The sequence below is a fragment of the Brevibacillus brevis NBRC 100599 genome, assembly GCF_000010165.1.
Taxonomy (GTDB): domain Bacteria; phylum Bacillota; class Bacilli; order Brevibacillales; family Brevibacillaceae; genus Brevibacillus; species Brevibacillus brevis_D.
Genome location: NC_012491.1, coordinates 3,746,425 through 3,760,747, shown reverse-complemented (window position 1 = coordinate 3,760,747; position 14,323 = coordinate 3,746,425). Strand labels below are relative to the sequence as shown.

Here is a 14,323-nt window from a genome sequence, read left to right as displayed (position 1 = left end):
CGCTGCATGCAGTTGTGTGATGAAAGTGAGGTGATCAATTTGGATGAACTCGATCATTTAGTTAAACGAATTGGCTGGTACACCAAGAAAGTCAAACAATCAGCAAAATGGCCACGAGAGAAACGGCAACGTCGGCTCCCAAGACTTCTGGCTTACAAGGAAAGACTGTATGAGCTAATCAGAAAAAGAAAGCCCTCGGCTCATATGGATGCCGAGGGAGAGTCTGGAAAGTGAGCTTGGATTCATTGTACATCGAAAATCGAATAACGAAGGTAAGGATGGTGCGAACACATGAGCGACTTTGGCAGGCAATTGAGCCAGTCACTCCATGAGGCTGGGATGACTCAAATGGCATTCAGCTTCGAAACGAACGTCAGCAGAGAGGCGATCTCCTCCTACACAACGGGTAGGACTATTACGCCTCCAGATATTAAGTCGAAATCGGTGCTATTAACCGATAACCCATACCTATCGATGGAGGCGGCTCAAGAGTCAACTGCTGGGACAAGTCCCGGAATCATAGGCGGTGATCGAATCGAAGTGAATCGTCACACCGTACTGGATCGCACGGAACACGAAATGAACGAGCTATTGAAAGTGATTCGAGAGGCAGAGGAAAGCCTTATCAGTGCGCCGCCACGATCCTTAACAACACAGGAAAGGCAAGCAATCGAAACCTTGATCCAAGAGACATTGGATGTCGTCACAGCAAGTACCAACCTCGCAGCAATCCTTTGCAGGGAGTACAAGGTGTCATGGATTAAACAATGGGCTATCCACAAATCAAAGTGGATGAAAAATGGACTCATGAAAATGATGAAAGGGGTAGGGCTACATGAATAATCAGTACATGGTGTTTGATCAAGACCAGCTCATGATTATGATCGGGGCATTAGTGGAAGAGAAGGTCAGGGTTCAGCAAGCGGGTAATGCCTGGCAAGCAAAACGGCTTATCATCACGGCAAATACTCTTATCGAAATGTATGGTGGAAATCCCGGTTACTTGGATGAGGAACAGTTAGAACAGGCTGCTGGAGCGTTAGAAAGAGCGGTTGAGAACGGTAGAGGTGTGGTACAAAACAAGGCGTCACAGGCTCTATGGCTAGCTGCTCGTTTACGGGAGGTAAAGGCAGAGCGGGAGAGGCGATTTCTTAAAGCACCGTATGTAATGGTGAAGGGTAAGCGGAAAGCGGTCCTTTTGAAAGCGAGAGAAGTCGCTGCATACCTACAATATGAAAAAACCGCCCGCGGCGAACGGACGGCTTAGAAAACACATCTAATCGAAGAGTACCATACCTGGTTAGGGAGGACAAGCCTTTGAAAAAGTCAGTGGCTTCTCAAATAGCAGAACTGCAGCGTGAGCTTGAAAACGCAGAACAAGCATATCGACAAGCTGATGATGATTGGCGAGCGGTAGATGTGCAATACGTTCAAATGAAACGTCTTCGTGAGGAACTAGATGTTCATAAACGTGATTTAGCCCATGAAATAGAGTGGCGTGTACGCGAGATCGCAGCATTAGAGGAGGAGATTAAGTATGAGCGCACCAGTGCTTGATTTTCAAGAATATGTAGAGAAAACGGAACCGAGCAGGCAGCGTTCGATAGAAACTTTGGCATTTGATATTGATAACAGTGGAATTGAATGGACAGTACGGGATGTTATCGAGGAGCTAGAGCTATTAGTTGATGGGAAAGCAACAATGGACTTTGAGGATTTCGTAGATGGAATCAGAGAACAGGCAAGGCGCTTACTCAAATAGTCGAAACTGGGGCAACATTGCCTCAGTCTGCCGGGAATAACCTACCGGCACTGATGAGACAGGTTACATAGCGAGGGAGAAAGAGCGTGGCGCAGTCAAGGGAGCTGCAACGGCCGCGTAGAGGTTGGGACGCGGCAGCCTCGCGAAAAACGAGAAGGGAGGAAAAACACATGTTCAAATTGGACGATTTTGCAAATGGGGCACTAACAGAAAAATTCAACATCGAAGCGAAGCGCGTATTGGAAAACATCGCAGATCCAAACACAGATCCAAAGAAAGCACGAACCATCACCATGACGGTGACACTCAAGGCCGATGAGGACCGTGAGCTAGCTATGGTCGACATCAATACGAAGTCATCACTTGCCCCAGCGAAAGGGGTGCAAACGAAGATCATCATGGGTCGTGACAGACAAGGGAAGGTTGAAGCTGCTGAACTAAAATCTGGCGCAGTTGGCCAAACATACATCACGGATGAAGGCGATGTTGCAGACGATCGCGGTAACAAAGTAGTTGATTTCCGAAACCAATCGAAAGGGTGATTTATCCATGATTAAAAGTGCATTTGAATACTTAGTTGGTCTTGGCAATACGCGTATCGAAACGATAGGGGACCAGAAGTTCGCAACTCAGCCCTTACATCCTGTGAAAATGGCTACACCGGCAACGATTCTTGTACACAGTTTGTCTGGTTTGGTTGAGTATCTCCAATCTGAGTTTGATGGACCAGATAGCTTGATGGTCCATGTAAATTCCCCTACAGAAGTGGAATGCTTCAGCAATTTCAACCGAGACTTCGCTAGGAACAGGTTGATCAAGGCGCAGGCCATGCTTCCGGAATTCTCTTTCGAACGTTGGCTTGATCCTGAAAGTTTCAACATCAAGCTCCAATCGTGCTTCGTACCCAACTTTGATCGTGAAGTCATGCTGAAAGTAGTCGGAAACATAAAAGAAGATGCGGTTAAGACCTATGGTGATGACGGAGTATCACAGACTGTAACCGCTAAAACAGGTGTGGCAACGATGGAACAGGTGGTTGTGCCTAATCCAGTTGTTCTGGCACCTTATCGTACCTTTGTAGAAGTAGAACAACCAGCAAGTGAATTTATCTTCCGCATGCAGAGTGGTCCGAAGTGCGCGCTGTTTGAAGCGGATGGTGGTGCTTGGAAGTTGAAAGCGATGCAGAGCATCAAAGACTACCTACATGTAGCTTTGGATAAGGAAGTTGATGCTGGTCGTTTGGTCATCATCGCGTAGCCAGGACAAAGAAAAAGACCCCCGCGGCAACGGGGGCTTTAGGTGAAGCACGCTACTAATAATCGATATTACTAGCGTAGCGTGTTCGCCTCTAAAAAACAAGAGGGAGGGACAAAGCATGAAAGCCATTCGTTTAGTGAACACACTAAACATGCAGCATCAAGACTGGCTGGAACATCGACGTCTTGGAATTGGTGGTTCCGATGCAGCTGCGATTTGTGGGTTAAGTCGCTATAAATCACCGATGGCAGTTTATCTAGAGAAACTGGGAGAGCTACCTCCGGTAGAAGACAATCCAAAAATGAAGGCAGGACGACTGCTGGAACCTGTTATTGCTGATTGGTTTGCAGAGGATACCGGATACAAAGTATGGAGGCAAAATGCGATATTTCAACATCTGGAGCATCCCTTCATGCTAGCTAATATTGATCGCTGGTTGCCTGGACAGAATGCAGGCTTGGAATGCAAGAACACATCGGAATATTGCAAGGATGACTGGTCTGGTGCGCAGGCTCCAACGGAATACATTCTTCAATGCAACCATTACATGGCTGCTACTGGGGCAGATAGATGGTTTATCGCCGTTCTGATTGGAGGCTGGGATTTTCAATGGCGCGTGATCGAACGGGATGAAGAGCTGATCAAGAACCTAATCACTATTGAAAAAGGATTCTGGGAAGAGCATGTGATGGCAAAAGTTCCGCCAGTCTTTTCTCATCAAGATACTGAGTATTTCAAGGATGCATTTCCTGAATCTGTTTCGGATTCTTCGATAGAGCTGCCCGAAGAAGCATATCGAATCATACAAGAGTTACACCGAGCACGAGCAGATAAAGCCCAAGCAGAACAGCGCGAGGAAGCAGCGAAGAACCAAATTAAGGGTTACATGCAGACAAGTGAAAAAGCGTATTTCCAAGGCGATCTTCGCTTTACTTGGAAGACCGGGAAGCGCGGCCGAACTTTTCGGGTAATTGGAGGCGATGAATAATGTCTGAAGCCAAGACGGTAAATCAGTCTGCCTTAGCCGGGCAGTTAGCTCAGCGCACGATGACTAAGGCTGAAAACTTTAACGCAGTGATCAAGAAAGAGCTTGCCGACAACTTTCAAGCTATTAAATCGTTGGTTCCAAAGCACATGACGCCTGAGCGTTTAGCTCGAATCACGTTAACAGCTATCAGTAGGACACCAGCACTTATTGATTGCACACCTGCTTCAATTGTGGGAGCTGTAATGAACTGCGCGACGTTGGGACTGGAGCCTAATTTAATTGGACACGCCTATTTAGTTCCGTTCAAAAACAACCGTACTAAGCAAATGGAATGCCAGTTTCAGATTGGATATAAAGGACAGATTGATTTGATTCGACGTACTGGTGATGTATCTAAGATTTACGCTGAGACGGTCTACGAAAACGACTTGTTCATTTACATCAAAGGTGAGGACAAGCGTCTAGTCCATGTTCCTTTCGATATGCTGCACCACCTAGAGAACTTCACTCCGAGTAAGGATGATTTCATGGACATTATGATGGCCCAAGCTATCGGGGCCATTAAATCTAGGGGAGCAAATGATCAAGGGAAGCCAGTTCGTTACTATTCAGCTTATCGACTAAAAGATGGAGCTTTTGATTTTGTAACCATGACGGCCGAGCAATGCCAAAAGCATGCCATGACGCATTCTGCTGCCAAGAAAGACGGGAAGTTGGTAGGTCCATGGAAAGACCACTTTGAGAGTATGTGCAAGAAAACCTGCATCAAGGAAATGGCGAAATACATGCCGATTAGCATCGAAGTGCAGGAGAAGCTTTCGACTGATGAAGCCGTTCTGAAGCTTCGGAAAGATAACGGAATTGAGTCAGACAACATTTTCGATGTGGATTATAAGATCGTTGAAGAAGGTCAAGCTGAACCCGATGAAGAGGCAGCTGAGTAATGATAGAGCGTTGGTTTCTACTCCCCGACATGTATCGAGTGTTTGAAGATACCGAGACGCTAAAACGATTCGCAGCGGCATTCATGAGGAGGTACTATCCGGAATGGACTCCAATCAAGATAAAGCAGTACAGAGTACTTGCACAAAAGGAAGGCAATAAAAATGAGCATGTTCAATGAGGTTCGAGCCGTTCCTAAACCTACATTTAAGCGAAGAGTTAAGAAACAAAAGGATCGCGGGAAGATTACTTCCAAAGTTCTCGCTGAGGTGTGGGAACGGGATAAGGGCTGCTGCGTGCTTTGCAAGAAAAGTAGTAAGCAAGTATGGACATTAGAAGGGCACCACATCATCTTCCGAAGCCAAGGAGGAACTGGTGAACCATGGAACGTTGCACTGGCATGCGGTCCAGTTACTCAGTCAGGTACGTGCCACTGGAAGGCTCATAACACGCGAGCGGGTCGCTTAGCGTTTATTGAATACCAACAAAAGACTCTCCTTCCTTTCTATCAGGGAGGAGCATCATAGCCGGGAGGAGTTGAAGGAAGTGGCTAGAGCAAGGAACATCAAGCCAGGATTTTTTAAAAACGAGGACCTGTCTGATCTCAGTCCCCACACAAGATTATTGTTCATCGGGTTGTGGTGCTTAGCTGATCGTGAGGGGTTTTTAGAGGATAGACCAAAACGAATAAAGGGTGAGCTTTTCCCATATGAGAATGTCGAGGTAGACAAGTGCTTGCAGGAATTACATCACGCTGGCTTTATCATCAGATACGAAGTGGATGGAGAGCGTTTCATTAGTATTCCAAAATTTAAGGACCATCAAAATCCTCATCATAGAGAAGCAGCGAGCAAAATACCAAAGCCCGAAATAGGTAAGGACAAGCCGAGGGCTGTGACCGACCAAGGTATGGCACAGCCTCAGGACAGCCTAGGGCTTTCCTCGGAAATTCCGTGCCTAGGTAGTGACGAGCCTACTAAAAGCCGTGCTGATTCTCTGATTCCTGATTCCCTTAAACTGATTCCTGATACCACTACTACTGATTCCAAGGAACAGCATAAAAGCGTGGTGGTGGTCGGTGGAAGGGACCTGCAGGTTTTCAATAGCGTAATTGATCAATACAAGCATTATTTCAACTTCGACCCAAATCCAACTATCATGCAGTTACTACATAGCTATTTGGATGATGGGTTACAGATGGACATGTTAGCTTGGGTAATGCGATATGCAGCCGAAAAAGGTAAGGCGTGGGATTACGCAAAAGGAACCCTTGAGAAGATGTTCGTTCAGGGGGTGCGGACTGCTGAACAAGCGGAGAAAGCTAACCTGGAGTTCCAACAACAGCAATCGCATAAGGTTGTACCCATCAGAGATAGCAAACTAAGGGTAGACCATCTCCCAGCATCTGTTCAGTGGCAAATGGAGCAAGAAAGGGCAGGGGCGTTCCAATCCCGGGAATCACCGCGCTTATTACGTGATGACCCGGAACTAATGGGAATGCTAGACCGCATGAGACGGTCAAGGACAACAGGTAGCTAGACCACTGAATGTTTCGACAGACTGGGCGTTTCACCGCATGAATTATCTGGGGTAAGCTCGCCCATGGCTACCAAATAGCTCATGAATATGGCGATAAACCCTAACATGCATATCAGGGAAAACAAAAGCAACGTCTCCAGGTGTAAGCTTCAGCTTATCTGACGGCTGCTCGATAGCAAACGGTATCTCCATAGATTGTAATGTTTCTTTCAAGTAACCCACTTCGGACCAAGACACTGAATAGTAAAACGACTTTTCCACGTGACCAACTCCTTCGTCATCATTATGCCACGAGGAGACTGGAACAAAAAAGATGGGAACTCAATAGTGTTAAATAGCAGAAGAGAGTGGGGAAATAGAAAGTTAATTCCCCACCAGAAGTTGACTGGTATCAAAATTAACATGCGTATGCTTTAAGTAGATCCTTAAGCTGAATGTCAATTCCAAAAGACTTTAACCTGTTAATTTTCTTACTGTACAAAACTTCAATAAGTTCCTTTCTTTCAGATTTAGATGCATGGTGAATCTTTCTGTGGCAGTTTGGACACAGTGACACGATATTACCAGGCACATCTAAACTCCACGAAAATAGTGCTTGCAACTTCATTGGAATTAAATGATGAGCTTCTACAAAGTTCTTATTGGTAATGGCAGAAGTGAAACTCAAATGCCCATTGTTAACTTCACATAGATAGTCCTCATTGCGTAATGCTTCTTTAGCAATGCTAGCGTTCCTTTTCCATTGCTGTTTTCCGTTGCTTTCCACTTGGGGGGGGACCGGTTGAGGAACAAGTGGTGTGTTAGAAGGCTCAGCAACTTGAACATCGGACTGAAATTGGGTATCTTCAATCTCTTCTTTCTGAAGGTAATAGTCCAACATTTCTTCCGTACCTCTACCAGCCATTTGTATTTTTAGTTGTTCATAGATTTTAAGCAGATTCTTCAGGTCCACTTTCAATTGCTCATCATCAGGAAGAGCTAAAGCATCATAATACTTGCCACAAATATGAGCAGCTGTATAATTCTTTGCATTTGTCGTGCTTGCCTTCAAATCAATGCTTTCATTGGGGAAAATAGTTCTATCAATATCTAGGCTCTGCCTGATATTTTCGGCAATTTGTTTCATCTTTTTCTTAGGATTGAGACCTTTGAATTTGCTAGCAACATAAGTGGTACCTTGATTTAGAGACAGATAAACCCCTCTCATATCTTTTCGAAACAAGTAAACGATATAGAATCCTTGTTGTGCGCTTTCAGTAATTTCCTTATCGAAAACACTTATCCAGGGAGTGTCAGTCCATTTACCAGCACCAACTGAACCCTGTACTTTGTATTTTCTTTTGTCTAAGTTGAGTGCAGCTCTAATTGTTGTTGGAGCTACATTTGTCAATAATTTAGCTTCATCACTCGCAGTAGGTTGATATGGTGTGGTTCTAAGATTGTTGTATGAATTAAGAATCTCAATAAATTGCTGTCTCATTTTATGCCTCCAAAACTGATTGAAATGTTAACGATAATTATAAATTTTAATTGGAGGATAAGGAAGTCTTTTACAACTTACTTAGAGAGATAGGCGGTAGGGAGGAAACATAATTGAAATATCCGAGGATCCTACATTACCCGGGGAGCAAGTGGAGCCTGGCTGACTGGATAATAGAACATATGCCGGAGCACACAATTTATCTTGAACCGTTCTTTGGATCTGGAGCAGTGCTATTCAATAAACGTCCAGCAAGGCTCGAGACAGTAAACGATATTGATGGAGATGTGGTTAATCTGTTCAAAATGATTCGGGAACGGCCAGATGAATTGGCTGAGGTGGTTCACTGGACACCTTACTCCCGTGAAGAATTTAAGGCAGCTTACGACCTACCAAACGATGACGTCGATCGGGCTAGACGTTTCTTGGTTAAGTGTTGGCAGGCGATCCGGGTAAAGACGGGATCAATATCTGGGTGGAAATGCCGTGGTACTGCAGATGATTCTTATCGAGTAAAACAGTGGAATGAATTGCCGAACAAAATTAGCGTAGTGGCTGAACGCCTGAAGGAGATCCAAATTGAGAATAGGCCAGCACTCCAGATCATTGGAAGGTATCGACGAGAAGATGTCCTGATTTATGCTGATCCACCTTACATTTTGGGCACTAGGAACGGGGAGATTTACGAGAGCGAAATGACGGATAGAGATCATTCCGATCTGTTGCAGACATTGAAAGATCATCCCGGACCAGTTTTGCTATCTGGGTATGCAAATGAACTCTATGACGATTTGCTGAGCGATTGGCAACGGGAAGAACGCCAGCAGATTATAGAAACGGGGCAAGCGCGGACAGAAGTACTTTGGATAAATCCAGTGGCAGCTGATCAAGTGGGGCAGCAGACAATCTTCTCGTTGCCAGGCATTTAATACTTTGCTCAATTTGATAAATGGATACGGTTTTTGGTTCCCTGAAATTTTAAAAATGCGGAAATAAGGTACGTAACGCAGGAAATAGCAAACCATTTTACATCTGATGCAATACACAGATAAGTACTGAACGGTAACGACCAAATAAAAGGTACCAAGATTATCGGTGCGGCTACAAAGGACGTAACTAAAGCGCAAATGGCAGGAAGCATGATCAGCAAAATTAGCAAGAAGTCGAGACCTTTAAAGGACTCACCAAAAATATAGTCATAGCAAACAATTAGTGACATCAATGATCCACTAAGGCCAATCAATAAACCTCCAATGGAGAACCAATTCTTATGCATCGTATCAATCCTCCTTTATAGACCAAATATTACCATTCAAAACATTAGGAGGAAAGAAAACGAACTGAATCGTTTTACAAAATGTGTAGACAGATAAGATGGAACGGGAAAATAAAAACCCAATCCAAGGGATCGGGTGAAGGAAAGCTTAGATTGAGGTTCATAGGATTTTACTAATTAGCTAGTGAAGAAAAGAGGTATGAACGATGTAATGCAGTGTACAAATTTACTCATGAAGTAAATGCTTCAAGCTGATTACGTACAATCACTGTTTGAAAGTACGTGGTGAAATCGTGATGATATTGTAGTCAATCCGATTATCAGGGTCAGTATTCGAAAACATTACCATAAAATCCCCAACTTTATACCAAATCTCATATCTATATTTATGATTCCCGTATGTTTCTTCACCGAAAATTTTAAAAATCTGTTCTTTAGTTAATGATTCAAATCTTGTTTGTATGACAGTTAGACGTTCCTCGCCTTTGATTTTATTAAACATGTATCTATACCCGTTTCGGTCAAAATATCTGGTATGCAATTTTGGTGAAACATAATCATCCTCTCTTATACCGAATTTTGATTGCAGTTCTTCTTTTGTTATATGGAAAGCGATATCACCGCCTAAATTTCCTTCATGGATATTCTCTAGAATGTGGGTGAGAAACTCTTGAGCGTTAGATTGAGATTTTTGGGGTTTGAATCTTTCATAGGCGGTCATAGATGAAGCATCTTTCATATAGGAAAAAACCGGGGTAAGAAGATACATTATTAAACCAATTACTAAGGCTATTTGTTGGATTTTATTCATGGAAAGCCTCCAGGATTATTTCACCATTTTGTTCATTGGTAGTTTTTAAAAGATATTGGTTCAGCTTAAATGTTATCTTCAAGATTGTATTGCATCATCTCGTTAGTTTCAAGTTATTTCCAAAATTCTTATATCCGATCTAGTATTTAACACAACGGTAATTAAGAAAAGTAATTTTTCAAAGTAATCGAGTAGATAAGCACTCCAAAGATCAAGGCAACAATGCCTTGAATTCGGTTCCGATGTTTTAAATGAAAAAATCCTATAGCTAAAAATGAGAATAAAAACCCGAGAATTGCCCATAAGAACTTGTTTTCATTACGTAGTTTTGCTTCTCTAAACAACCAGATACTCATCAAAATACTCATAATCGGCAGAAACATGCAGTATACCCCTTAAAAATCAATGTGTTACAAAATTATACAACACGGGATAGTTCAGGGGAATATGAACAAGGTATCACAACACACGATTTATAAAACAGGAGGGGATCTCCCCCATGAATGAGATTAGAGAAATGCTGATGGGCAGCGGATATACTGCTGAAGAAGTCACGGCATTGAGCGACGAGGAGTGCAGAGCAGAATGGGACGAGCTTTGTTCACGGTACACGTTTTAACACAACAATCGATGTGATAAGGAGGGAAACTGAATGACGTATAACGTAAGACCATATCAGTATCGCGCGACAGCTAAATTTGAGAATGGCGAAGTATCCATTCACGAAGATAATTCAGTTGAAACACTCGATACATCTGAATTTGCTGATACCTTGCTTGGACAAGGCCGAGATTGGTCAAACGAAGTAGTTCCTGTACTCAAACAGATTGACACGATGGTGCGTGAACACTCCATGGAAATGTGGAAAAAAGAACTCAGTCTCAGATCGGCGGCTCTGTAATTTATTAAAACATTACGTTTGATTAAGACAAAAGAGAAAGAGGGTAAAAAACCCTCAATCTCAATCGTTTTTAATACCCATTAGTTTGTCTGTGAATTTTTCCAAATCCTCACTATCTACTTTCAGTATGCAATCTGAACAACAAGGATGTTCAAAGATGACTGAAGCGATAATGTAAGGAATTTGTTTATTACAATTAAAACATTTTGGTAACATTAAAATTTTACCTCCTTTTTAATTTATAAAATTATTATCAAATCGAATGGGATAATTAACATTTTTTTCACTACGTTTTCCCCAAGGAGGAATAACCGTTGAAAGCCATCACTATTCACCAGCCGTGGGCGTCGCTGATTGCCCTCGGGGAGAAGCAGTTCGAAACGCGCAGCTGGGCGACAAAATATTGTGGGCCGTTAGCGATCCACGCTGCAAAGAAATTGGACAAGGAGATTTGCATGGAAGAGCCTTTTCGTAGCGTGTTGGCTGAACACGGATACACGGAAGACAACCTGCCAACAGGAGCAGTTGTAGCGATTTGCCAACTTGGAGAGTGTCACGAGGTTATGGCGGACTTTGGAAACTATGCGCTGATTGCAAAAGACCGATTCTACATTGGCACACAGGAATACCATTTCGGGAATTATGAGAGTGGTAGGTATGCTTGGGAGCTTCTGAGCGTCAAGCCAATTGATGCGGTGCCAGCAAAAGGGCAGCAGGGACTTTGGAATTGGGGAGGGGAACGGGACGATGACTGAAGTAGAGGTAATCCTGAATAAAGAACAACGGTTCTTGATTGAAGACCCTGACAGCGTTGCGGTGATCATCGTGGACAAGGTAACTATTCTGCCTGTCGCAAACCAAGTTGTCTATAGTGGTTACTCGTTTGACGTAAATTACGAAAAGATGGAATTCACAAACAGACGAAAGGTTCAAATGGTGATGAACACCAAATTGGAAACATTTTTTGGAGAAGATGACTGAGGAGGGGAACGGGATGCAAGCAGGACTTGAAGTGACCGAAGAAACGCGCCGGGGATTTCGGTCAGAAGAAGATAATGCCCAGGGCGAGAACTGCTGGAGTTGCGGGCATTGGTTAATCGGAGGCGGCTGCTGGAAGAACGGTCAGATGAGTGAAGCAGGTTGGCGAGATACCGGACCAAACGATTCCTGCGATGAATGGGTAGCAGAAGGAACGGACGGAACTATTACAGGGATGATTGCAAGTCATAACGCTGGGGACGGTGAATCTGATGCAAGCAGGGCGTAAACTGGATGGGAAAGTAGCTGTGGAGTTAGGGTGGCAGTGGGGAGATACTGGCCGAGGTTTTGAGGCTTTACTTCCACCAGAAAATGATCCAAGATACAACCGCGCATTGTACGGGCCATTCCACTTTGATAAAGATGGATATTTAGAGACAATGCCGCATTACTCCACCTCATGGAACGGAATGGGTGAAATGATTGAGGAAGCTCGACAGCAGTTTATGTATCTTGATCTAATACCGCAAGAAAATGGATATACATGCGAAGCTAAGATTAATACAGGCTTTGTGGTTGATAGTGCTACAGAGAAGGAAGCGCCTTATGCGGTAACACGGGCATTTCTGAAAGCGAATGGGGTTCATTTAACATAAGAGAAAGAGTGATTAATTGTGGGAACAAGACTCGTAATTCATGAACGAGTTTTAAAGAAAGTAAATTTAATTAAGCTATCACATAATGTAAATATTGTTGTAGATGTAATTGATAATCAATCAGAAAACGCTAAGTATGATCCTATTAGTAACAAAATATTTATCAATCCTATGAATGTACTAAATCATAAAATGAATGAATATCCAGATCTAGAATTGGAAGAGGTAACTGAGCTTGTTTTTTGTCATGAATTGGGACATGCTTTCGATCCATTAAGACCTAATAATGAGCAGTTGCAGGCAGTAGCACAAAAAGCTATTTGCGATCAATCCGAAAAGAGCGTTAATGACTACTTAGACCTAATGGTTAAAGCAGAAAAAAACGCTTGGTTAAATGGTAAACAATTCGTTTCTGAAAGTTTGAGAAGCGTATATGACGATGATAATCAGAAAAACATTGCTAGATGTCGGGAGATGTATTTAAACGCATTAAAGAATTATTTAACATAATATTTCAGGAGTAAAAAAATCCACGCTCCGTTTAAGGAGCGTGGAAAATAAAGAATAATTAATTTGGGGGTAACTTGTTTGTCATCTTGCCTAATATTTTACTGACATGAACTGGACCGATCACTCTGCTATCTAGACTATTTAAACGATTATCTCCTAAAACAAATATTGTATCTTCGGGGATAGTTATAGGCCCGAAGTCCTCAGTCAGATAGTGATTTTCTTTTTGGGCTACATTTTTAGCTGAAGCCAAGTATGGTTCGTCGACCACTTTGTTATTGATGTAGAGAATATCACTTTTATATTCAAGCGTTTCTCCCGGCAACGCAATAACCCTTTTAACGTATTGTCGATCTTTCTCGGCTTGGAAAATAACGATATCTCCACGTTGGATAGGATGGGAGTCATAGTAGGTTTTATCAGCAAGAAATCGATCGTTGCTGTTCAAAGTAGGGGCCATACTCTCACCCTCAGATACAAAGACACTCGTGGATTGGTCGGGCTGGACTGAAGAAAGACTTGTGAAAATTAAAGATAACAAGAGGAAGAGCGTTTTCATTCGTATCACCTTTTAGTTTTTTTCTAATTTTATCCAAGTGATTTCCAAAAGAAAAGCCCCCAATAGGGAGCCAGAATATATGTTCGACAAAAACATTATAGCACGGGCTGCCACGAGGGGGAATTGGAAAGATGAGCGCACAATTGGATTTGTTCGTTAATGCTGAAGACAAAGAGAAAGCACGTGAGCTATTAAAAGCCTACCCATCGATGAAAGCCGCCGTGGAGATATTCACTGTTGAAAAGTATTTCTCTGAGCAGTATGACTTCACGGAAATAGAAATGGCAAATATCGAAGGGAACGGTACGAGAGGGGATATTGAAGGGCGTGGTACTCGACGTGATATTGTTGGCAACACAATCATTCTCAGGGAAGAACGTCCGTTGATGATCCGCAACTATGAGCAAAAGTGTATGGCTATTGAAAGAGCAGTTGGAGCACTCCAGGTAGAGGGACGGGAGATCATCCAGAAATGCTTCTTCGAACAAAAACGGGACAAGCATATCTATGAGTTCGAGTTACGCTTGCCGAAGAGCACCTATGACTTTCACAAGAACAGAGCAATTGATAGAGTGACATTCATCCTAAAGGCGGCTGCAATTATCTGAGCCGTCTTTAATTTTGTTATCAACTGGTATATTATACAAGTAAGATAATTGAAAAA

General features: G+C 43.0%; 23 protein-coding genes. 18 read left to right on the top strand and 5 right to left on the bottom strand.

Annotated features, from left to right (window positions below):
• Window positions 1–291 precede the first annotated feature (291 nt).
• The 10 genes from BBR47_RS17945 to BBR47_RS29790 all read left to right on the top strand — a co-directional run bounded on the left by BBR47_RS17945 (window position 292) and on the right by BBR47_RS29790 (window position 6,488).
• The gene (locus BBR47_RS17945; RefSeq protein ID WP_007719620.1) at window positions 292–843 is read left to right on the top strand and encodes a hypothetical protein; all 552 of its coding nucleotides are present in this window, start codon (window positions 292–294) and stop codon (window positions 841–843) included.
• Window positions 836–1,267, top strand: a complete 432-nt coding sequence (locus BBR47_RS17940; protein ID WP_015891847.1) for a hypothetical protein — start codon at window positions 836–838, stop codon at window positions 1,265–1,267. Before BBR47_RS17945 ends, BBR47_RS17940 begins: the two co-directional genes overlap by 8 nt.
• Window positions 1,268–1,317: 50 nt before the next feature.
• Window positions 1,318–1,557, top strand: coding sequence for a hypothetical protein (locus tag BBR47_RS17935; protein ID WP_041749504.1), 240 nt, complete (start codon window positions 1,318–1,320; stop codon window positions 1,555–1,557).
• The gene (locus BBR47_RS17930; protein ID WP_015891845.1) at window positions 1,538–1,762 is read left to right on the top strand and encodes a hypothetical protein; all 225 of its coding nucleotides are present in this window, start codon (window positions 1,538–1,540) and stop codon (window positions 1,760–1,762) included. Before BBR47_RS17935 ends, BBR47_RS17930 begins: the two co-directional genes overlap by 20 nt.
• 170 nt (window positions 1,763–1,932) lie before the next feature.
• Complete coding sequence (locus BBR47_RS17925; protein ID WP_015891844.1) at window positions 1,933–2,304, top strand: hypothetical protein; 372 nt, start codon at window positions 1,933–1,935, stop codon at window positions 2,302–2,304.
• A gap of 7 nt (window positions 2,305–2,311) precedes the next feature.
• Entirely contained in the window at window positions 2,312–3,019 is a 708-nt protein-coding gene (locus BBR47_RS17920; RefSeq protein WP_015891843.1) for a hypothetical protein, read from the top strand.
• A 118-nt stretch (window positions 3,020–3,137) separates the two neighbouring features.
• Window positions 3,138–4,007: a YqaJ viral recombinase family protein gene (locus BBR47_RS17915; protein ID WP_015891842.1), complete on the top strand. Its 870-nt coding sequence runs from the start codon at window positions 3,138–3,140 to the stop codon at window positions 4,005–4,007.
• Window positions 4,007–4,951 (top strand): recombinase RecT, encoded by a 945-nt coding sequence (locus BBR47_RS17910; RefSeq protein WP_015891841.1) that lies wholly within the window; start codon window positions 4,007–4,009, stop codon window positions 4,949–4,951. Before BBR47_RS17915 ends, BBR47_RS17910 begins: the two co-directional genes overlap by 1 nt.
• A gap of 162 nt (window positions 4,952–5,113) precedes the next feature.
• The gene (locus BBR47_RS17900; RefSeq protein ID WP_015891840.1) at window positions 5,114–5,476 is read left to right on the top strand and encodes an HNH endonuclease; all 363 of its coding nucleotides are present in this window, start codon (window positions 5,114–5,116) and stop codon (window positions 5,474–5,476) included.
• 19 nt (window positions 5,477–5,495) lie between these two features.
• Window positions 5,496–6,488 (top strand): DnaD domain protein, encoded by a 993-nt coding sequence (locus tag BBR47_RS29790; protein ID WP_015891839.1) that lies wholly within the window; start codon window positions 5,496–5,498, stop codon window positions 6,486–6,488.
• A gap of 42 nt (window positions 6,489–6,530) precedes the next feature.
• Here the strand turns inward: BBR47_RS29790 and BBR47_RS17890 are convergent, their stop codons facing one another.
• Window positions 6,531–6,749 (bottom strand): hypothetical protein, encoded by a 219-nt coding sequence (locus tag BBR47_RS17890; protein WP_041749502.1) that lies wholly within the window; start codon window positions 6,747–6,749, stop codon window positions 6,531–6,533.
• A gap of 136 nt (window positions 6,750–6,885) precedes the next feature.
• Window positions 6,886–7,968 carry an MrcB family domain-containing protein gene (locus tag BBR47_RS17885; protein ID WP_015891838.1) on the bottom strand — a complete coding sequence of 361 codons (1,083 nt, stop codon included), beginning with the start codon at window positions 7,966–7,968 and terminating at the stop codon, window positions 6,886–6,888.
• Window positions 7,969–8,081: 113 nt separating this feature from the next.
• On the opposite strand from BBR47_RS17885, the gene BBR47_RS17880 reads away from it, so the two are divergent.
• A complete protein-coding gene (locus BBR47_RS17880; protein ID WP_015891837.1) occupies window positions 8,082–8,897 on the top strand; it encodes a DNA adenine methylase in 816 nt (271 codons plus the stop codon).
• An 8-nt stretch (window positions 8,898–8,905) separates the two neighbouring features.
• Here BBR47_RS17880 and BBR47_RS17875 read toward each other — a convergent pair whose 3' ends face one another.
• Together BBR47_RS17875 and BBR47_RS17870 are read right to left on the bottom strand one after the other, a co-directional pair.
• Window positions 8,906–9,244 carry a hypothetical protein gene (locus tag BBR47_RS17875; RefSeq protein WP_041749501.1) on the bottom strand — a complete coding sequence of 113 codons (339 nt, stop codon included), beginning with the start codon at window positions 9,242–9,244 and terminating at the stop codon, window positions 8,906–8,908.
• 265 nt (window positions 9,245–9,509) lie between these two features.
• Window positions 9,510–10,055 (bottom strand): hypothetical protein, encoded by a 546-nt coding sequence (locus BBR47_RS17870; protein ID WP_015891836.1) that lies wholly within the window; start codon window positions 10,053–10,055, stop codon window positions 9,510–9,512.
• 652 nt (window positions 10,056–10,707) lie between these two features.
• Here BBR47_RS17870 and BBR47_RS17860 point away from each other — a divergent pair.
• The 6 genes from BBR47_RS17860 to BBR47_RS17835 all read left to right on the top strand — a co-directional run bounded on the left by BBR47_RS17860 (window position 10,708) and on the right by BBR47_RS17835 (window position 13,100).
• Window positions 10,708–10,956, top strand: coding sequence for a hypothetical protein (locus tag BBR47_RS17860; protein ID WP_015891833.1), 249 nt, complete (start codon window positions 10,708–10,710; stop codon window positions 10,954–10,956).
• 314 nt (window positions 10,957–11,270) lie between these two features.
• Complete coding sequence (locus BBR47_RS17855) at window positions 11,271–11,711, top strand: ASCH domain-containing protein (RefSeq protein ID WP_015891832.1); 441 nt, start codon at window positions 11,271–11,273, stop codon at window positions 11,709–11,711.
• Window positions 11,704–11,937 carry a hypothetical protein gene (locus tag BBR47_RS17850; protein WP_015891831.1) on the top strand — a complete coding sequence of 78 codons (234 nt, stop codon included), beginning with the start codon at window positions 11,704–11,706 and terminating at the stop codon, window positions 11,935–11,937. Before BBR47_RS17855 ends, BBR47_RS17850 begins: the two co-directional genes overlap by 8 nt.
• A gap of 13 nt (window positions 11,938–11,950) precedes the next feature.
• Window positions 11,951–12,223, top strand: a complete 273-nt coding sequence (locus BBR47_RS17845; protein WP_015891830.1) for a hypothetical protein — start codon at window positions 11,951–11,953, stop codon at window positions 12,221–12,223.
• Window positions 12,207–12,590: a hypothetical protein gene (locus tag BBR47_RS17840; protein WP_015891829.1), complete on the top strand. Its 384-nt coding sequence runs from the start codon at window positions 12,207–12,209 to the stop codon at window positions 12,588–12,590. Before BBR47_RS17845 ends, BBR47_RS17840 begins: the two co-directional genes overlap by 17 nt.
• A gap of 18 nt (window positions 12,591–12,608) precedes the next feature.
• Window positions 12,609–13,100 carry a hypothetical protein gene (locus BBR47_RS17835; RefSeq protein ID WP_015891828.1) on the top strand — a complete coding sequence of 164 codons (492 nt, stop codon included), beginning with the start codon at window positions 12,609–12,611 and terminating at the stop codon, window positions 13,098–13,100.
• 58 nt (window positions 13,101–13,158) lie between these two features.
• On the opposite strand, the gene lepB is transcribed toward BBR47_RS17835, so the two are convergent.
• Entirely contained in the window at window positions 13,159–13,659 is a 501-nt protein-coding gene (gene lepB, locus BBR47_RS17830) for a signal peptidase I (protein ID WP_015891827.1), read from the bottom strand.
• Window positions 13,660–13,790: 131 nt separating this feature from the next.
• On the opposite strand from lepB, the gene BBR47_RS17825 reads away from it, so the two are divergent.
• Window positions 13,791–14,267, top strand: a complete 477-nt coding sequence (locus tag BBR47_RS17825; RefSeq protein ID WP_015891826.1) for a hypothetical protein — start codon at window positions 13,791–13,793, stop codon at window positions 14,265–14,267.
• The last annotated feature ends 56 nt before the right edge of the window (window positions 14,268–14,323 follow it).